The following is a 13,770-nucleotide window of genomic DNA, read 5'->3' as shown; positions in this document are numbered from 1 at the left end:
AACGTGTAAGGGCAACTGGATTCAAATCCAAGCCCGGGATTTCAACCCAGTTGCCCTTACACACCGCATCACCCGTTGCTCGTTACACTCTAAACGTGTTCCCCAAGCCAGCTTCCTCCGCTTTATCCAATAACAAGTCCCGATGCAAGCCCAGCATCAAAACTTGTTATTACATAAATGCTCGGAAACTAGACGGCTTGGCTCACACTCTACGCTTTTCCCCTATCCAAATCATACAGCTGCCTAAATCTTGCTTGCGTCTTGTACAATTCCTGAGGTGTCCCCTGCATATCAAACTGGCCATGTTCCATGAAGCGGACCTGATCGACATGGGTGATTCCTGCCAAATGGTGGGTTACCCAGATAATCGTTTTATCGTGAAGCAATTCAAAGACTTTATCCAACAATTTCTTTTCAGTAATTGGATCCAAGCTGACAGTTGGTTCATCCAGAATGATAATCGGCGCATCCTGCAGAAGAATTCTTGCTAATGATAATCGCTGTCGTTCTCCACCTGAGAACCGTTTACCGGCCTCTTGCACCTGAGTATCATACTTATCAGGCAGCGATTCAATCAAATCCTTCAAATCCACGGCGGCAATGGCGTCCTTCACCTGTTGATCAGTCGCATCGACATTACCTAAGCGAACGTTGTTCATAACGGTTGTATCGAACAAATACGGTTGTTGATCCAAAATCCCAAATAATGACGAACGAACATCTTGAAGATTCAAAATGTTTTGGTTATTCACCAATACCTGACCGTCCGATGGCGTCAAATCACCAACAACTAATTTCAAGAAAGTACTCTTACCAGTCCCACTCGGACCCAGCAAAGCAATTTTTTCACCAGGATGAATATCCATAGAAATATTTTTAACAACATCCCGATCACCATCTGCATACTTGAATGTCAGATTATCGATTGAAAGCTCGTTGAATGGTTCATTCAAAGTTGTTTGTTTAACCGGTTGTTTGTCACCGGAATCCAACGCATTAACCCGCTCGATAGAACGGCGGTAAACCGGCCATTCACTGGCACCCTGACTCATATTCACAAAAGGTGAAACGGCCGGGAAAATTGCCAGTGCAAACGCGGCAACCCAATTAGCCAAAGATTTGGTCTCAGTGAATTGATAGGCCGACCATACCAGCAGAACCAGTGTTGTCAGCAACACAATAAACTGAACGAAGAATGAACGCCACCATTGGAAATAGTGATCTTGTTTTCTAAGAGCAGCAATCTCTTTAATTGGTTTCTTTTGTAAATTAATAAAATCATCATACCGACCTGAAATCAGCCAGTCACCCAAGCCTAAAACTTCATCGGTTAAGTTCGTATAGAATTCATGTTGAATCTGATGTTGCTTGAATTCGCGGACACCATTAGTTGCTACTGAAGCAAGCGGCATCACAATTGTGATAACGCCAAGCAGCAACAGCATCAATAAACCAACTACCAAATTGAGCGAACCGACACCGATTACCACGAAAATGTAAAGCAGCCAGCCGATCACCATTGGGAAAACCGTCCGGAGATAGAGGTTTTCAATGTGCTCAATATCGTCCGCCAAAATACTCAAAATATCTCCAGTCTGATGGGATCGTTGAATAGCTGACGCTTTACTTTCGACAGTTTGATACAGCTTCTTACGAAAGTCGGAGACAATTCGCAAAACCCAGTTATGACTTGTGAGTCGTTCGATATACCTGAATACTGGTCGGGCAATCCCAAATGCCCTGGCCAAAACAACCGGTACATAGATATAAATAATGCTTGATGGTTGTCGAGCAGCTTCACTGATCAGATACCCAGAGTTAAACATCAAGGCACCACCAGAGAAGAAAGTCATAAATCCTAAGAACAGCACAAGAATCAATAACCCTTTATATTTACGAAGGTAAGGCATTACCCATGTATCATTTGCAAATGTTTTTCTCAAATTTTTCATAGATCAGCCGCCTCCATTTCAGAACGGAGCTTGACATAATCACCATTTCGTTGAGCCAATTCATCGGGTGTTCCCTGTTCAACCAAACGTCCGTGATCCATCACCAGGACATAGTCCATTTCACCAATCCAGTGAAGTCGATGAGTTGCGAAGAATACCAGATGATCGTTGAAGACGGGTAAAATGTCATTCTTCAAGCTGGCTTCAGTTTCAATATCCAGATGGGCTGTGGGCTCATCAAATAACAACACTTTCCGACTCGGATCCAAAAAGGCTCTGGCTAATGCAATCCGTTGTGCCTGACCGCCACTAACCGTCCGGGCCCCTTCACCAATCATGGTGTTAAGTCCATCCGGCAATGTTTTAATCCAATCAGAAAGTCCGGCCTTAGCTGCGGCGTTGTTAATTTCTTCTGAGGTTGCCGCAGAAACATAGAATGAAATGTTATCCGCCAAAGTGGCATGGAATAAATATGGATTTTGCGGAATATAAAGAAAGTTCTTCTGCCAATTAGCCTGGTTCAGGTGAGGCAGCTGATGACCGTTAATCGAAATCTGATTTTTACCGTCAGGTGACAGAAATCCACCAATTAAGTTGATCAAAGTCGATTTTCCAGATCCAGATGCACCAATAATGCCAATTTTCTGCATCCCTTTAATGTTAATTGAAATGTCTTTTAAAGTTGGCACTTTGGTATCCGGATAAGTCAAAGAAACCTGATCCAATTTCAAAGTGGAACCTTTTTCCCATTTCAAATCAGGCAGAATTTCCCGCTCAGTCATTTCGGGCTCATGCAAAACGTCCATAACGGCACTCATGGCGTTTTTCCCGTTCAGAGTTGCGTGATAATCATTGGCAAAGTTTCGAATAGGTAGGAAATATTCCGGTGCCAGCACCAAAATCGTCAGTGCGGGTAACAGCAAGACCTTACCGTCCATCAAATCAAAACCAAGAAAAACAGCGACGACCGCAATCGATAACGTTGTGAAGAAATCAAGTGCGAAGGTGGACGTCAAAGCTATTCGCAATGTTGACATGGTCTCTTTACGGTACGATTCACTGACTTCATAGACATTGTCGGCATAACGCTTAGAAAGCCCCAGCTGCTTCAATGTCGGCAGTCCCCGTAATGTATCGACAAAGTGGTTGGAAAGCCTCTGGTACCCTTCATATTGCCGATCAGCCTTACTCTGGGCAGCAAGTCCGAGAATAATCATGAATAAAATGATAATTGGAAAAATTGCAAATAAGAAAATCGCTTGTTCCCAGCGAAGAAACAACACATAAAGCAAAATCAGCCATGGCGTGATCGACATATCCAATATCTTGATAATCACCAACATCAAATAAGTCTGCACTTGATCAATTCCTTCAAGTGCCATGGTGACAATGTTTCCAGTTCCCCGTTTATCAATCTCAGCGGGTCCAAGCCGAAATATTTTTGCCATCAAATCTTCTCGCATATCCCCACTTGTTTTCTCAACAAAAGGAAACAGGACTCGATTTTCAACCACGGTCAACAAATGACGACCCATGAAAGCAACTGTAAATACAATAGCTGGTACAACAATCGTATTAATCGACTGTAGATTCCATAAGTTGACGATCGCGATTGACAACGCCCGAGCCTGGGCAATTATTGCGACTGCCTGAATGAAGATAAGAACACCCAGAATTGCGGCATACTTCTTCATCCCCGGCAGATCAAACAATCTTTTATCAATCAAACTTTTCACTCCCCCACTACAAAAGTAATTACAGTATCTAGTATAAAGAATTATTGCGCACAATGAAATATGTGACCGCTTTTATTTGTGGTTTTATTTGGTTTGGAGTCAAAGTGGATCATATGGTGGCGGACTAGTTGCTATTGTGTCAGACGGGACGATTTAATGCTCGATCGTACATCTGAGGACAACTCCGACGCTCGCAAACGTAGTGCAGCAGCTAGCCTACTCGGCGATGGCCCAGGGTCCTACTGCATAAACAACAGAGCCTCGCTATCATATTGGTTTTCTGATGACAGCTCCGACGCTCGCAAACGTAGTGCAGCAGCTAGCCTACTCGGCGACAACCCTGACCCCTACTGTGTAAGACAAAAAAAGCAACAATGAACGAAAACCGTTCATTATTGCTTTTCAGTCTCGTCTATTGCTTTAAGGACAGCTCCGACGACCCAGGGCCCTACTGCATAAGCAAAAGAGCCTCGCGATGAACAAAAATCGTTCACCACGAAGCTCTTTTGCTTATGCTCCGGACCCTAACCGGGTCTTGTCGCTCACTTTATTCCGTTACCTGCTTTGGTGACTTGATTCTCTTGTAGAATACCCAGTAACTCCAGATGAAGTATACCAGGACAATTGGCAAGATCGTGAAGGTCAAAATTGTCATCAGACGCAAAGTATATGGTGAGCTTGATGCATTTTTAATCAAGATTGAATTTGCATTAGTCGTTGCAATCATAACTCGTGGGAACAAGCCATTGAAGATTAAGACAACCACACTGATCAGTGAAAGTCCACTGGCAATAAATGATGCCCAATCATGCTTAGCTTGAGCGCCCCACCATGCAGCTAATGTAAAGATAACCAAGGCGATTAAGATGCCCCAAGTTGACATCGGCTTACGAGTAAAGAAGTCGGTAGTCAAGTAAAGCAAAATGACAAAGACAACTTCACCTGCAAGCAATACAGGGTAAAGTATCTTGCTCCATTTTTGAGCACGATCTCTTAATTCACCAGTCGTCTTCAACCGCAGGAAGTTCAAACCGTGGATGAAGCAAAGCAGTGAAACTGCAACGCCACCTACGATTGAGAACCAGTTGACATAAGTGGTAAAGGTACCAAAGATATCACCATTTTTATCAATTGGAACACCTTGAATCATACTGGTAAACATCATCCCAAATAAGAAGGCAGCACAGAAACTGCCAATGGATGATGCCCACTCCCAGAAGTTACGCCAAGTATCCGTCTGCATGTTGGCACGGAATTCAAATGACACACCTCTGAAGATTAACGCAACTAAAATTAAGAACAAGACAATGTAATAACCTGAGAATAATGAAGCGTACCACATTGGAAATGATGCAAACATTGCACCACCGGCAGTGATCAGCCAAACTTCATTTCCATCCCAGTGAGGCCCAATTGTTTGAATGACGGTGTCTCGTTCTGCACGGTTCTTGGCAAAGAAACGAACGGCCATTCCAATACCAAAATCAAAACCTTCGAGAAAGAAGAAGCCACTAAACAACACGCCAATCAACAAGAACCAAATAAATTGATAACTAGTCATTATGAGCCGCCCCCATTTCATACGGATCTACCTTTTTGTCTGAATCTTGAGGTTTGGTTGAGTAACCATCAGTCAATACTGAATCCGGTCCTTGTTTGAGAACCCGGTGACTCAAGATAATCATGACAGCTCCCAATGAAGCAAAGATCAAGAAGTAGACAATGTTGGTAAACAGCAAACTTGCCACGGTAGACGTTGGTGATACCGCATCGGCAATGGTCAGCAGTCCGTATACAACCCATGGATAACGACCAAATTCAGTGACGAACCAGCCACAGGTATTAACGATGAATGGCAGCCAAACCATGAGACCCATAACGTATAGGAACCAGCGCTGCCTCATAATGCTTTGAGACTTCTTACGGTTGAACCATAATCCGATAATTGCAACAAGTGCAAATAATCCGGCAGATACAGCCATAATTCTGAAGCTGTAGAACAAGGTACGGGTTGGAACGTAATAATTACGAGTCTCACCATTCTTGTTGTACTTAGCTTTTAATTCTTTGTTAACCTGTTGTTGACCCTTGAAGGTACCGTTCAGGCTGTGATGACCAAGAATATTCAATACATAAGGAACTTCAATTGACCAAGTAGTCTTATGGTTCTTTGTGCCTTGAATAACCGACCAATTACCCTTTTGAGTGGAATTCTTCCAAAGACCTTCCATTGCGGCATACTTCATAGGTTGATTATTAATCAGGTAACGAGTTTGAGTATCACCTGACCAAATGGAACCTAAGCAGGCGATCAAACCAACAATCAACGTAACTTTCATTGATTTACGATAAAAGTTTTCGTGATCTTTCTTCAATAAACGCCATGCTGAACATCCGGCAACAACAAATGCAGCTGTCAAGAATGCACCGAAGATAACGTGTGGAAATTCATTCCACAGTTGACGGTTCATAATAACAGCGCCAAAACTGGTCATCTCAACTTTGTGTTGAGCAGCGTTCATTGCATAGCCGACTGGGTTTTGCATAAAACTGTTAGCAGCCAAAATCCAGAGAGCAGATAAAGTAGAACCAAACGCAGTTAACCAAATGAACAAGCAGTGAACCACCTTATTGAAGCGATCCCATGTGAACATCCACAGGCCAATAAATGTTGATTCCATAAAGAAGGCTGCCAAAGCTTCAATTGCAAGTGGCGCACCAAAAATATCCCCCATGAACCTTGAATAATCAGACCAGTTCATACCAAACTGGAACTCTTGAATAATACCAGTAACAACACCTACGGCAAAACTATAAAGGAAAATCTTCCCCCAAAACTTTGTCATATTTTTGTATGTGTCATCCTTCGTTACAACGTAACAAGTTTCCATAATCGCAACAATAAAAGCTAAACCAATGGAAAATGGTACGAAGAAGAAGTGAAACACCGTGGTCATCGCGAATTGAAAACGTGACAACCCCAACATCGACAATCCGACATTTAACATTGTTGTATCCCCCCTTACTAAATATTAATGAGTTATCCTCATATATCTATATTGTATATAGAAATGGTTCAATATTCAATGAAAACACTAATTAATTATCAGTGAACACTCATAAATGAGGCCGGATATGGGTACAATCGACTTCTGAATATGAAACCGTCATCAATTGTTGAAAATGCATGAATATTTAAATTTCCGGATTCATTTGTGAAATTGTTGCAATGGCTTTCATTAGACAATTGCCTACCCCACATTTATAATAAGGGTGATAAGATTAGTTTATGCTATTATTGTAATTTTCTAACGCAATCTTATTGCAATTATTTCAAAGGGGGAATCTTTTCATGACAAAGAATATCGTCGTCATTGGTGCCGGATTTGCAGGTGTTTATGCCACAAAGAAGTTGGCTAAACGATTCAAGAGCAATTCTGACGTCAAAATTACATTGATTGATCGTCATTCGTACTTCACCTATCTCACCCGATTACATGAAGTTGCGACTGAACGTGTCGATCCCAGCAGCATTCAGTATGACTTGCAACGCATTTTTCACAAGCAGAAAAATGTTCAGCTTGTGACTGACACGGTGACTGAAGTTGATAAGGATAAAAAGATCGTTACGGGGGAGAATGGAACCTACCCATTTGACAGTCTGTTAATCAGTATGGGTGGAGAACCAAACGACTTCGGAACACCAGGTGTTAAGGAAAATGGATTTACCTTGTGGTCCATGGAAGATGCATTACGTCTTCGAGCCCACATCCGTGACATCGTTGCTAAAGGTTCCATTGAACGTGATCCCGACAAACGTCGAGCAATGTTGACCATTGTTGTCTGTGGGTCCGGATTTACCGGTGCCGAAACAATCGGTGAACTCATTGACTACAAGAAGGTTTTAGCAAAGGATTACAAGCTTGATCCAAACGAGATTCACATTCTTTTGGTTGAAGCGGCTCCAACTATCATCAATATGCTTGACCGAACCAATGCTGCCCATGCGGAAGCTTATATTAAGAAGAACGGCATTGAAATCCGAACTTCCTCAATGATTACTTCCGTTAATCCAGACAGTGTCGACATCAAGGATCAAGATTCAATTCCAACCAATACCTTGATTTGGACTGCCGGTGTTAAGACTAACCATGTTGCCGACAGCTTTGGAATTGATGCCGGCCGTGGCGGTCGTTTGGTAACCAATCAATATCTTCAGGCCAAAGGGTTCGAAGATAAGAGCATTTATGTTGCCGGTGATGATGCCAATGCAACTGAACAAGGCGCTGAACGTGCCGTTCCGCAAACTGCTCAGGAAGCTGAAAATGAAGCCGTTGTTTCTTCCGCCAACATTGCTGCTGATATCGAAGGCAACCAGAATTACACTGAGTTCCACGATAAGAATATGGGCTTCACTGTTTCATTTGGTGCCTACTACGGAATTGCTCAAGTATTTGGCGGCAAACGAATCCGTGGTTGGATTGCAACAATTATGAAGCATGGAACCAACTTACTATACTTCATGCGAATTCACTCCGGTTACTTCATGATGCAGTATATCTTGGAAGAATTCTTCAGAGTTAATAATAACCGAACTGTTTTACCGGGAATTACCGCACGTCAAAGCAATGCGTTATGGAGCGTTCCACTCAGACTGTTCCTCGGAATCGTCTTAATGGTCGACGCCCTTTCATACAATGTAATTATTCCAGTTGGATTTGGTTTAACAGCGATTGAAGCAGTGCTTGGCTGCTTGATATTCTTTGGACTGTTTACCTGGATTGCCAACTTGGCGTTAATCATCATCTTCTTCTTGGGAATTGCCAGTTGGCCGCATGCATGGATCGTCTTTGCAGCTATTGCATTGATGAATGGTTCAGGTCGTTCATTTGGCTTGGATTACTGGTTCGTTCCATGGTTACAGAAGACTTGGGGCCGTTCACGTTACGGTGTCCCAAAGTCAATTTATAAGAAATAATTGATTCATTACAAATAGAAGCAGGACAATTTGAACATTGTCCTGCTTCTATTTTTTTGCCTATAATTATCTACATTTTGCATTAACTGGGTATTTCAACGATATATTTCCCATAATTTGGAACGTCAACAATTTGAATGTTTGTATCAAAGATTGATGCCAACAACTCACGGTTATAGCAGTCTTCTGGCTTGCCAACTTGAACCAACCGGCCATTTTTAACCAGCCAAAGTTCGTCGCTAATTTTAAATGCCTGGTTAATATCGTGGAGCACCATGATAATGGTGATGTGTTTTTGATCGTTCAGCCTTTGCAGAATGGCCATCAGTTCAGCTTGATAGTGAATATCCAAATACGTTGTCGGCTCATCCAATAACAAATATTGAGGGTCTTGGGCCAATGCGGATGCAAGCCAAACCCGTTGTCGCTGTCCACCAGATAGCGATGACAATGGTCTGTGAGCGAGGTTGCTTAACATGGTGGCTTCAATATATTTAGCCACCTCGGCATCAGAGATGGTTGCCAATAGATTATGGTGGGCAAGCCTGCCCGTTTTGACAACATCGATAACCGGCATATCATCGAACACATCATTCTGCTGACTGACAACGGCAATCTGAGTCGCAAGACTTTTTCGGGGAATTGTCGTAACTGATTGATTATTTAATAAGACTTCCCCGTTTGTCGGTGAAATAATGCCAGCCATGAGTTTCAGAAGTGTTGACTTACCAGCACCATTTGGCCCAATTATCGATAATATTCGGCCTTTTGGGACAGTTGCACTAACTTTCTGGAGAAGAGCTGGCTGTTGGGGATAATGATAACTAACTTGATTTAATTCCATTAAAATTCTTCCTTTGCAGCATCATAATCAGGAATGGGCCGCCAATAACCGTCATGATTACGGCTGCCGACAGTTCACTTGGCAAAACGACAATTCTGCCAATGGTGTCAACCACCAGCAAAAGCCATGCACCAAGCAGCATCGACAATGGAATGACTGTTTGGTAGTCCCGTCCCACTAAATACCTAACAACGTTTGGGACAACAATCCCCATGAATGGAATAGTGCCCACCACTGAGGAAACGCTAGATGACAAATAAACAACGACCAGCAGTAACGACACGCGCATGAACGAAGCAGAAACGCCCCTGGTTTGCAGTTGTTCGGTAGATAATTTCAAATAGTTTGCCCATGGTGAGATTATAACTGCCACCGCCATCCCGCTAACACCAAGAAATAAAAGGACTTCCGTCTGTGACCAGGTGATCCCATTGAATGATCCCGCACTCTGACCACCAAACCCACTGGAAAATAACTGTTCAAAGCCAGTAAACGTCAGCATCATTGCGACACCAATAATAATCAGCCGATATGGACTTTTCAGTGCCGGGCCTCGAGTTAAAAGAAACAACGCAAATAAACCGCCTAGAATTGAAAAAATAAACTTTCCGGCAGGAAATGCGGGTAATAGCATCGCCCCAACCATAATGAAAAAGTCAGCGGCACTGGTAACCCCTAAAATGCTGGGATCAGCCAATACGTTTCGAAAAGCTGCTTGACTTGCAGCACCGGCAACAGCCAACATCCCACCGCATATCATTACGGCAAGGATCCGTGGAAAGCGAATGTTAATTAAAATATCTAATTGATTGGGATTGTCGCCTTTGAACGCATCCATGACTTGGTTAAGCGGGATAAAGCTTGCGCCTACCATCATTGAAACCAAAATGGTGATGACAAGCATCACCAAAATAATTGAATACCATACTTTTTCAGCCTTACTCAATGTGCACTGCTCCCTTCCTTGGGATACAGCCAATTTGAAACAATCTTTAGTGCCGTTGAGGCTTTCATGTTTGCGGTGGCATCAAAATTAGGTTCGGTTAAATCATAGACCCGGTGGCTTTTAACCGCTGGAGTCGTCTTCCAGATTGGGTCCGATTTAAATTCAGACTTAAACTGCGGAATTACGATATTCGGAAGCGCATGAGCCAATCTCAAAATCACCTGTGGACGGGCTTTCTTAATCGCCTCATCATTAGGCGAGATGAATTCCTGCGACTTCGAAGCAAAAACATTCCGGCCACCGGCAATTGCAACCAAATCGCCAACATAGGACTGATTAGTCGCAATCATATAGGACGCCCCTGGGAGTCCCATCAATATGAGAACCCGTGGCTTTTGAGCGTGCTTTTTTGCAACCTTTTTTACCTGTGATTCAGCTTGATTGATCTCGCCAACTGCGGCTTTAGCTTCGGTGACTCGGTCATACTTTTGCCCCATTGAGCCAATCGTTTGTTTGAGCTTGGCAACGCTGGTTAAATCGAGAAAATGTGGTTCGATATGGCGCTGCTTAAAAGCTTTCCCAAATTGATCCTGCAGAGTTGTGACTGAATATACAGCAGTCGGTTTTAAACTGGCAATTTTCTCAACGCTTGGATTCATCGGATTACCAACTTTGGCAGCGTGGGCATACCGAGTGGGGATTTTATTTTGAGTTGTTGGTACACCAACCAAAGGTAATTTGAGTTTGTCGGCGATTTGAACCACGGCAAAAGTAGTCGCAACTATCCGCGCCTTTTTCTGATGGTTTGATGCCCCAATATGACTCATGAATAAACCGGCTAGTCCACCAACAACCAGGATGATTGACAGTACAATTAAAGCAATCTTACGAGATCCTTTCATCTTTACTGTCTCCCCCTTTTAGTGTCTAAAGTAAATCCATAACCCAGCGGAAATGCCGGCAATCAGCGTCACGCCTCCAACAATCCACGGGACGCCACTTTTCTTGGTTTGTGGCTTGCTGGAACTATGCTTAGCCGGTTTGGTTGCTTTCTGGCTGCTGCTACTGGCAGAGGGCTGAGATGAACTTTCTTTTTTTGAAGTCTTCTGAGGCGTCTTTTTAGTCTTGGAAGACTTCTTTACTTTTGCTTTTTGACTTGGTTTCTTGGAAGTTGTTTTCGGTTGATTTGGATTGGTCTTGGTGGATTGACTGCTGCTTGTTTTAGTTGGCTTGGTAGTGGCGGAAACAGCAGCGTTGTGAGTCGCTACAGTGTGCTTTTGGCCAAGGCTTGGCAACCCCGTCGTATTGAATTTGAACGAAATCAGATGCCGCGCCTTGTAGACTTTAGGGACATCAATCGCCAGTTTTGCATTGATTCGTTTTTTTAAATTGTTTGAATAAAACGAATAATAGACGTGTGAATTGCCTGCCCGATCTTTAACCCGACGAACATTAACTGGCGCCCGGCCATTGACCCACAGCACTTTAACCGGATATGACGATAAGCTTTTGGCTGTCTTGATTTGCATTGTGACATAATACAAGTGATTTTTAACGATCACGTTTGCTGGTTTAACAAAATAGCCGTCAGCCATTGATGTTTGATTGGTTCCATATCGCAATGGATGATATGCAATGGTTTGAGCATCCGCGGGAAAAGTGCTCACAAAAAACAAACCAAATGCAGCCAAAATGCCAATCAGCCACTTGGATTTATTTGATAGTCTCATGATTATTCCCCCAAATAAAGGATAATCCGGATACTAAAGCAACTCCAAAAACTGATAAATTATTTTGATCAGCATCACCGGTTTGTGGTAATTTTGTCTGGCTTGAAGCTGAGCTGCTGGCGACATCGCTAGCTGCGATTGCGGCATGCTTATTGGCTTTAGCCGGTGCTTTTTGAGCAAATTTGAAACGAATCGGCCATGTTGTATTGATTTGAGCTTGTGGAACGACTACGTGGATTGACCCTTTAATAATTTTCTTCAAAGTCTTGAATGACGAAACATTGAACGAATAGGTCATTGTGTAATTTTTAGAGGTTTGACCGTAATGAACAACCGAAGATTTAACCTTACGGCCGTTAATTGTGACAGGTCGAACGGCTTTGGAACCCAACTTTAAACTCTTCTTGTAAGAAACTTCCAGCTGTACATTATAATGCTTGGCGATTTTCTTAATAATAGCAGTTCGAGTAAAATATTTATTCGCCATTGATTTGGAATTGGAATCACCCTTTAAAACAACATATTTACGGGTTGTCGTTGGCACATTCGTCTTCGAAGCCACCTTCTTAATGGTTGGTGTCTTCACAGGAGCCGTTGAGCTGCTGTTTTCAGTTGGTGTGGTTGCACTGCTGCTTGAACTGGTCGGAGTGGTTGTACTGGGATCCGTATTGGAATTTGTCGGTTCAACAGCAGTCGTACTTGATGTCGTGTCGGATCCAGGCTGCTTAACAGCTGCCGTCCAATTAAATGAAAAGGTTGCTGACTCCTGCATCTGACCAATGAGTGGAATGTTGTAAAGAACAAAGCTAACCGGAATTGTATTGTTAGGATTGGTAAGATTAAAGGTCATCGTTCCATTATTTCCCGAAGTTATAATTGGTGAGGCACTTTGCCCGGCCATTGTCATTGAAGCAATGTAGTTTGCCCCATTAGTGGTGATAACGGTCGTATAATTTCCTTGATCGACGGTTACTTGAGCAGTTTGTTCAAAAAAATGATTGGCCATTGACTGCGATGAACTACCACTTTTTAATAATGTGACTGGAACCGTGTAGGAACCGTCCCCCAGATTTGCCGAATCGGCTTTTGCTGTACCTGTTGCTCCCCCGATAAACGCAAAAATAATTGCTACAAACAAAAATTGAATAAAATGAACAAAATTTCTTTTCATGCGAAAATCCCCCTCTTGATATAAAAATAATTGTACAAAGTAAGTTTACCATTTATGAAGTGACAGATAACCACTATTGTGTGAATCATCACGTATTTGTCATTACTTTTTTTAAAACGCTTCCTTATCTTTTTGTTTATAACCTTCGTTTTTAACCAAAAACAAGCCATTTGAAGTCTAAAGACTGTCAAATGGCTTGTTCATGATGTCATATCCGGTGACTGAGTGTCTTGTGTTTGTCTCAAAGCCATTGCCAGGATTTGAACCTGGGACCTTTTCCTTACCATGGAAATGCTCTACCTTCTGAGCTACAACGGCGTAATTTTATTGTCGCATAGATTGATATTATCAAAAAAAGCACTGATAGTAAATACTATCAGTGCTTTCTAAATTGCGTGGCAACGTCCTACCCT

General features: G+C 42.7%; 10 protein-coding genes and 1 tRNA gene. 1 reads left to right on the top strand and 10 read right to left on the bottom strand.

Annotation, left to right across the window (positions count from 1 at the left end; all coding sequences use genetic code 11):
* Nucleotides 1-209: 209 nt before the first annotated feature.
* From cydC to FD17_RS07950, 4 genes are all read right to left on the bottom strand, one after another.
* The gene (cydC, locus tag FD17_RS07965; RefSeq protein ID WP_057825393.1) at nt 210-1,952 is read right to left on the bottom strand and encodes a thiol reductant ABC exporter subunit CydC; all 1,743 of its coding nucleotides are present in this window, start codon (nt 1,950-1,952) and stop codon (nt 210-212) included.
* The gene (gene cydD / locus FD17_RS07960) at nt 1,949-3,679 is read right to left on the bottom strand and encodes a thiol reductant ABC exporter subunit CydD (protein WP_057825391.1); all 1,731 of its coding nucleotides are present in this window, start codon (nt 3,677-3,679) and stop codon (nt 1,949-1,951) included. The genes cydC and cydD overlap by 4 nt, the downstream gene beginning before the upstream one ends.
* Before the next feature lie 556 nt (nt 3,680-4,235).
* Nucleotides 4,236-5,249 (bottom strand): cytochrome d ubiquinol oxidase subunit II, encoded by a 1,014-nt coding sequence (gene cydB, locus FD17_RS07955; RefSeq protein WP_057825389.1) that lies wholly within the window; start codon nt 5,247-5,249, stop codon nt 4,236-4,238.
* Nucleotides 5,242-6,696, bottom strand: coding sequence for a cytochrome ubiquinol oxidase subunit I (locus FD17_RS07950; protein ID WP_057825387.1), 1,455 nt, complete (start codon nt 6,694-6,696; stop codon nt 5,242-5,244). The genes cydB and FD17_RS07950 overlap by 8 nt, the downstream gene beginning before the upstream one ends.
* A gap of 344 nt (nt 6,697-7,040) precedes the next feature.
* Between FD17_RS07950 and FD17_RS07945 the strand changes: the two genes are divergently transcribed.
* Nucleotides 7,041-8,666: an NAD(P)/FAD-dependent oxidoreductase gene (locus FD17_RS07945; RefSeq protein ID WP_057825385.1), complete on the top strand. Its 1,626-nt coding sequence runs from the start codon at nt 7,041-7,043 to the stop codon at nt 8,664-8,666.
* Nucleotides 8,667-8,748: 82 nt separating this feature from the next.
* Here the strand turns inward: FD17_RS07945 and FD17_RS07940 are convergent, their stop codons facing one another.
* The 6 genes from FD17_RS07940 to FD17_RS07915 form a co-directional block, all read right to left on the bottom strand.
* On the bottom strand, nt 8,749-9,510 hold the full coding sequence (locus FD17_RS07940) for an ABC transporter ATP-binding protein (protein ID WP_057825383.1): 762 nt from the start codon (nt 9,508-9,510) through the stop codon (nt 8,749-8,751).
* Nucleotides 9,491-10,456 (bottom strand): FecCD family ABC transporter permease, encoded by a 966-nt coding sequence (locus FD17_RS07935; protein WP_057825382.1) that lies wholly within the window; start codon nt 10,454-10,456, stop codon nt 9,491-9,493. Before FD17_RS07935 ends, FD17_RS07940 begins: the two co-directional genes overlap by 20 nt.
* Complete coding sequence (isdE, locus tag FD17_RS07930; RefSeq protein WP_057825379.1) at nt 10,453-11,358, bottom strand: heme ABC transporter substrate-binding protein IsdE; 906 nt, start codon at nt 11,356-11,358, stop codon at nt 10,453-10,455. Before isdE ends, FD17_RS07935 begins: the two co-directional genes overlap by 4 nt.
* Nucleotides 11,359-11,376: 18 nt before the next feature.
* Nucleotides 11,377-12,186: an NEAT domain-containing protein gene (locus FD17_RS07925; protein WP_057825377.1), complete on the bottom strand. Its 810-nt coding sequence runs from the start codon at nt 12,184-12,186 to the stop codon at nt 11,377-11,379.
* Complete coding sequence (locus FD17_RS07920; RefSeq protein ID WP_057825375.1) at nt 12,170-13,357, bottom strand: NEAT domain-containing protein; 1,188 nt, start codon at nt 13,355-13,357, stop codon at nt 12,170-12,172. Before FD17_RS07920 ends, FD17_RS07925 begins: the two co-directional genes overlap by 17 nt.
* Nucleotides 13,358-13,602: 245 nt before the next feature.
* A tRNA-Thr gene (locus tag FD17_RS07915) sits at nt 13,603-13,675 on the bottom strand.
* Between the last annotated feature and the right edge of the window lie 95 nt (nt 13,676-13,770).

It is taken from the genome of Lentilactobacillus sunkii DSM 19904, assembly GCF_001435575.1.
Taxonomy (GTDB): Bacteria; Bacillota; Bacilli; order Lactobacillales; family Lactobacillaceae; genus Lentilactobacillus; species Lentilactobacillus sunkii.
This window is presented reverse-complemented; position numbering and strand designations above follow the sequence as displayed.

What these genes read in the sequence shown, in the direction of transcription:
- cydC (WP_057825393.1), bottom strand. Translation starts at nt 1,952, where the DNA reads ATGAAAAATTTGAGAAAAACATTTGCAAATGATACATGGGTAATGCCT.
- cydB (WP_057825389.1), bottom strand. Translation starts at nt 5,249, where the DNA reads ATGACTAGTTATCAATTTATTTGGTTCTTGTTGATTGGCGTGTTGTTT.
- FD17_RS07950 (WP_057825387.1), bottom strand. Translation starts at nt 6,696, where the DNA reads ATGTTAAATGTCGGATTGTCGATGTTGGGGTTGTCACGTTTTCAATTC.
- FD17_RS07945 (WP_057825385.1), top strand. Translation starts at nt 7,041, where the DNA reads ATGACAAAGAATATCGTCGTCATTGGTGCCGGATTTGCAGGTGTTTAT.
- FD17_RS07940 (WP_057825383.1), bottom strand. Translation starts at nt 9,510, where the DNA reads ATGGAATTAAATCAAGTTAGTTATCATTATCCCCAACAGCCAGCTCTT.
- isdE (WP_057825379.1), bottom strand. Translation starts at nt 11,358, where the DNA reads ATGAAAGGATCTCGTAAGATTGCTTTAATTGTACTGTCAATCATCCTG.
- FD17_RS07925 (WP_057825377.1), bottom strand. Translation starts at nt 12,186, where the DNA reads ATGAGACTATCAAATAAATCCAAGTGGCTGATTGGCATTTTGGCTGCA.
- FD17_RS07920 (WP_057825375.1), bottom strand. Translation starts at nt 13,357, where the DNA reads ATGAAAAGAAATTTTGTTCATTTTATTCAATTTTTGTTTGTAGCAATT.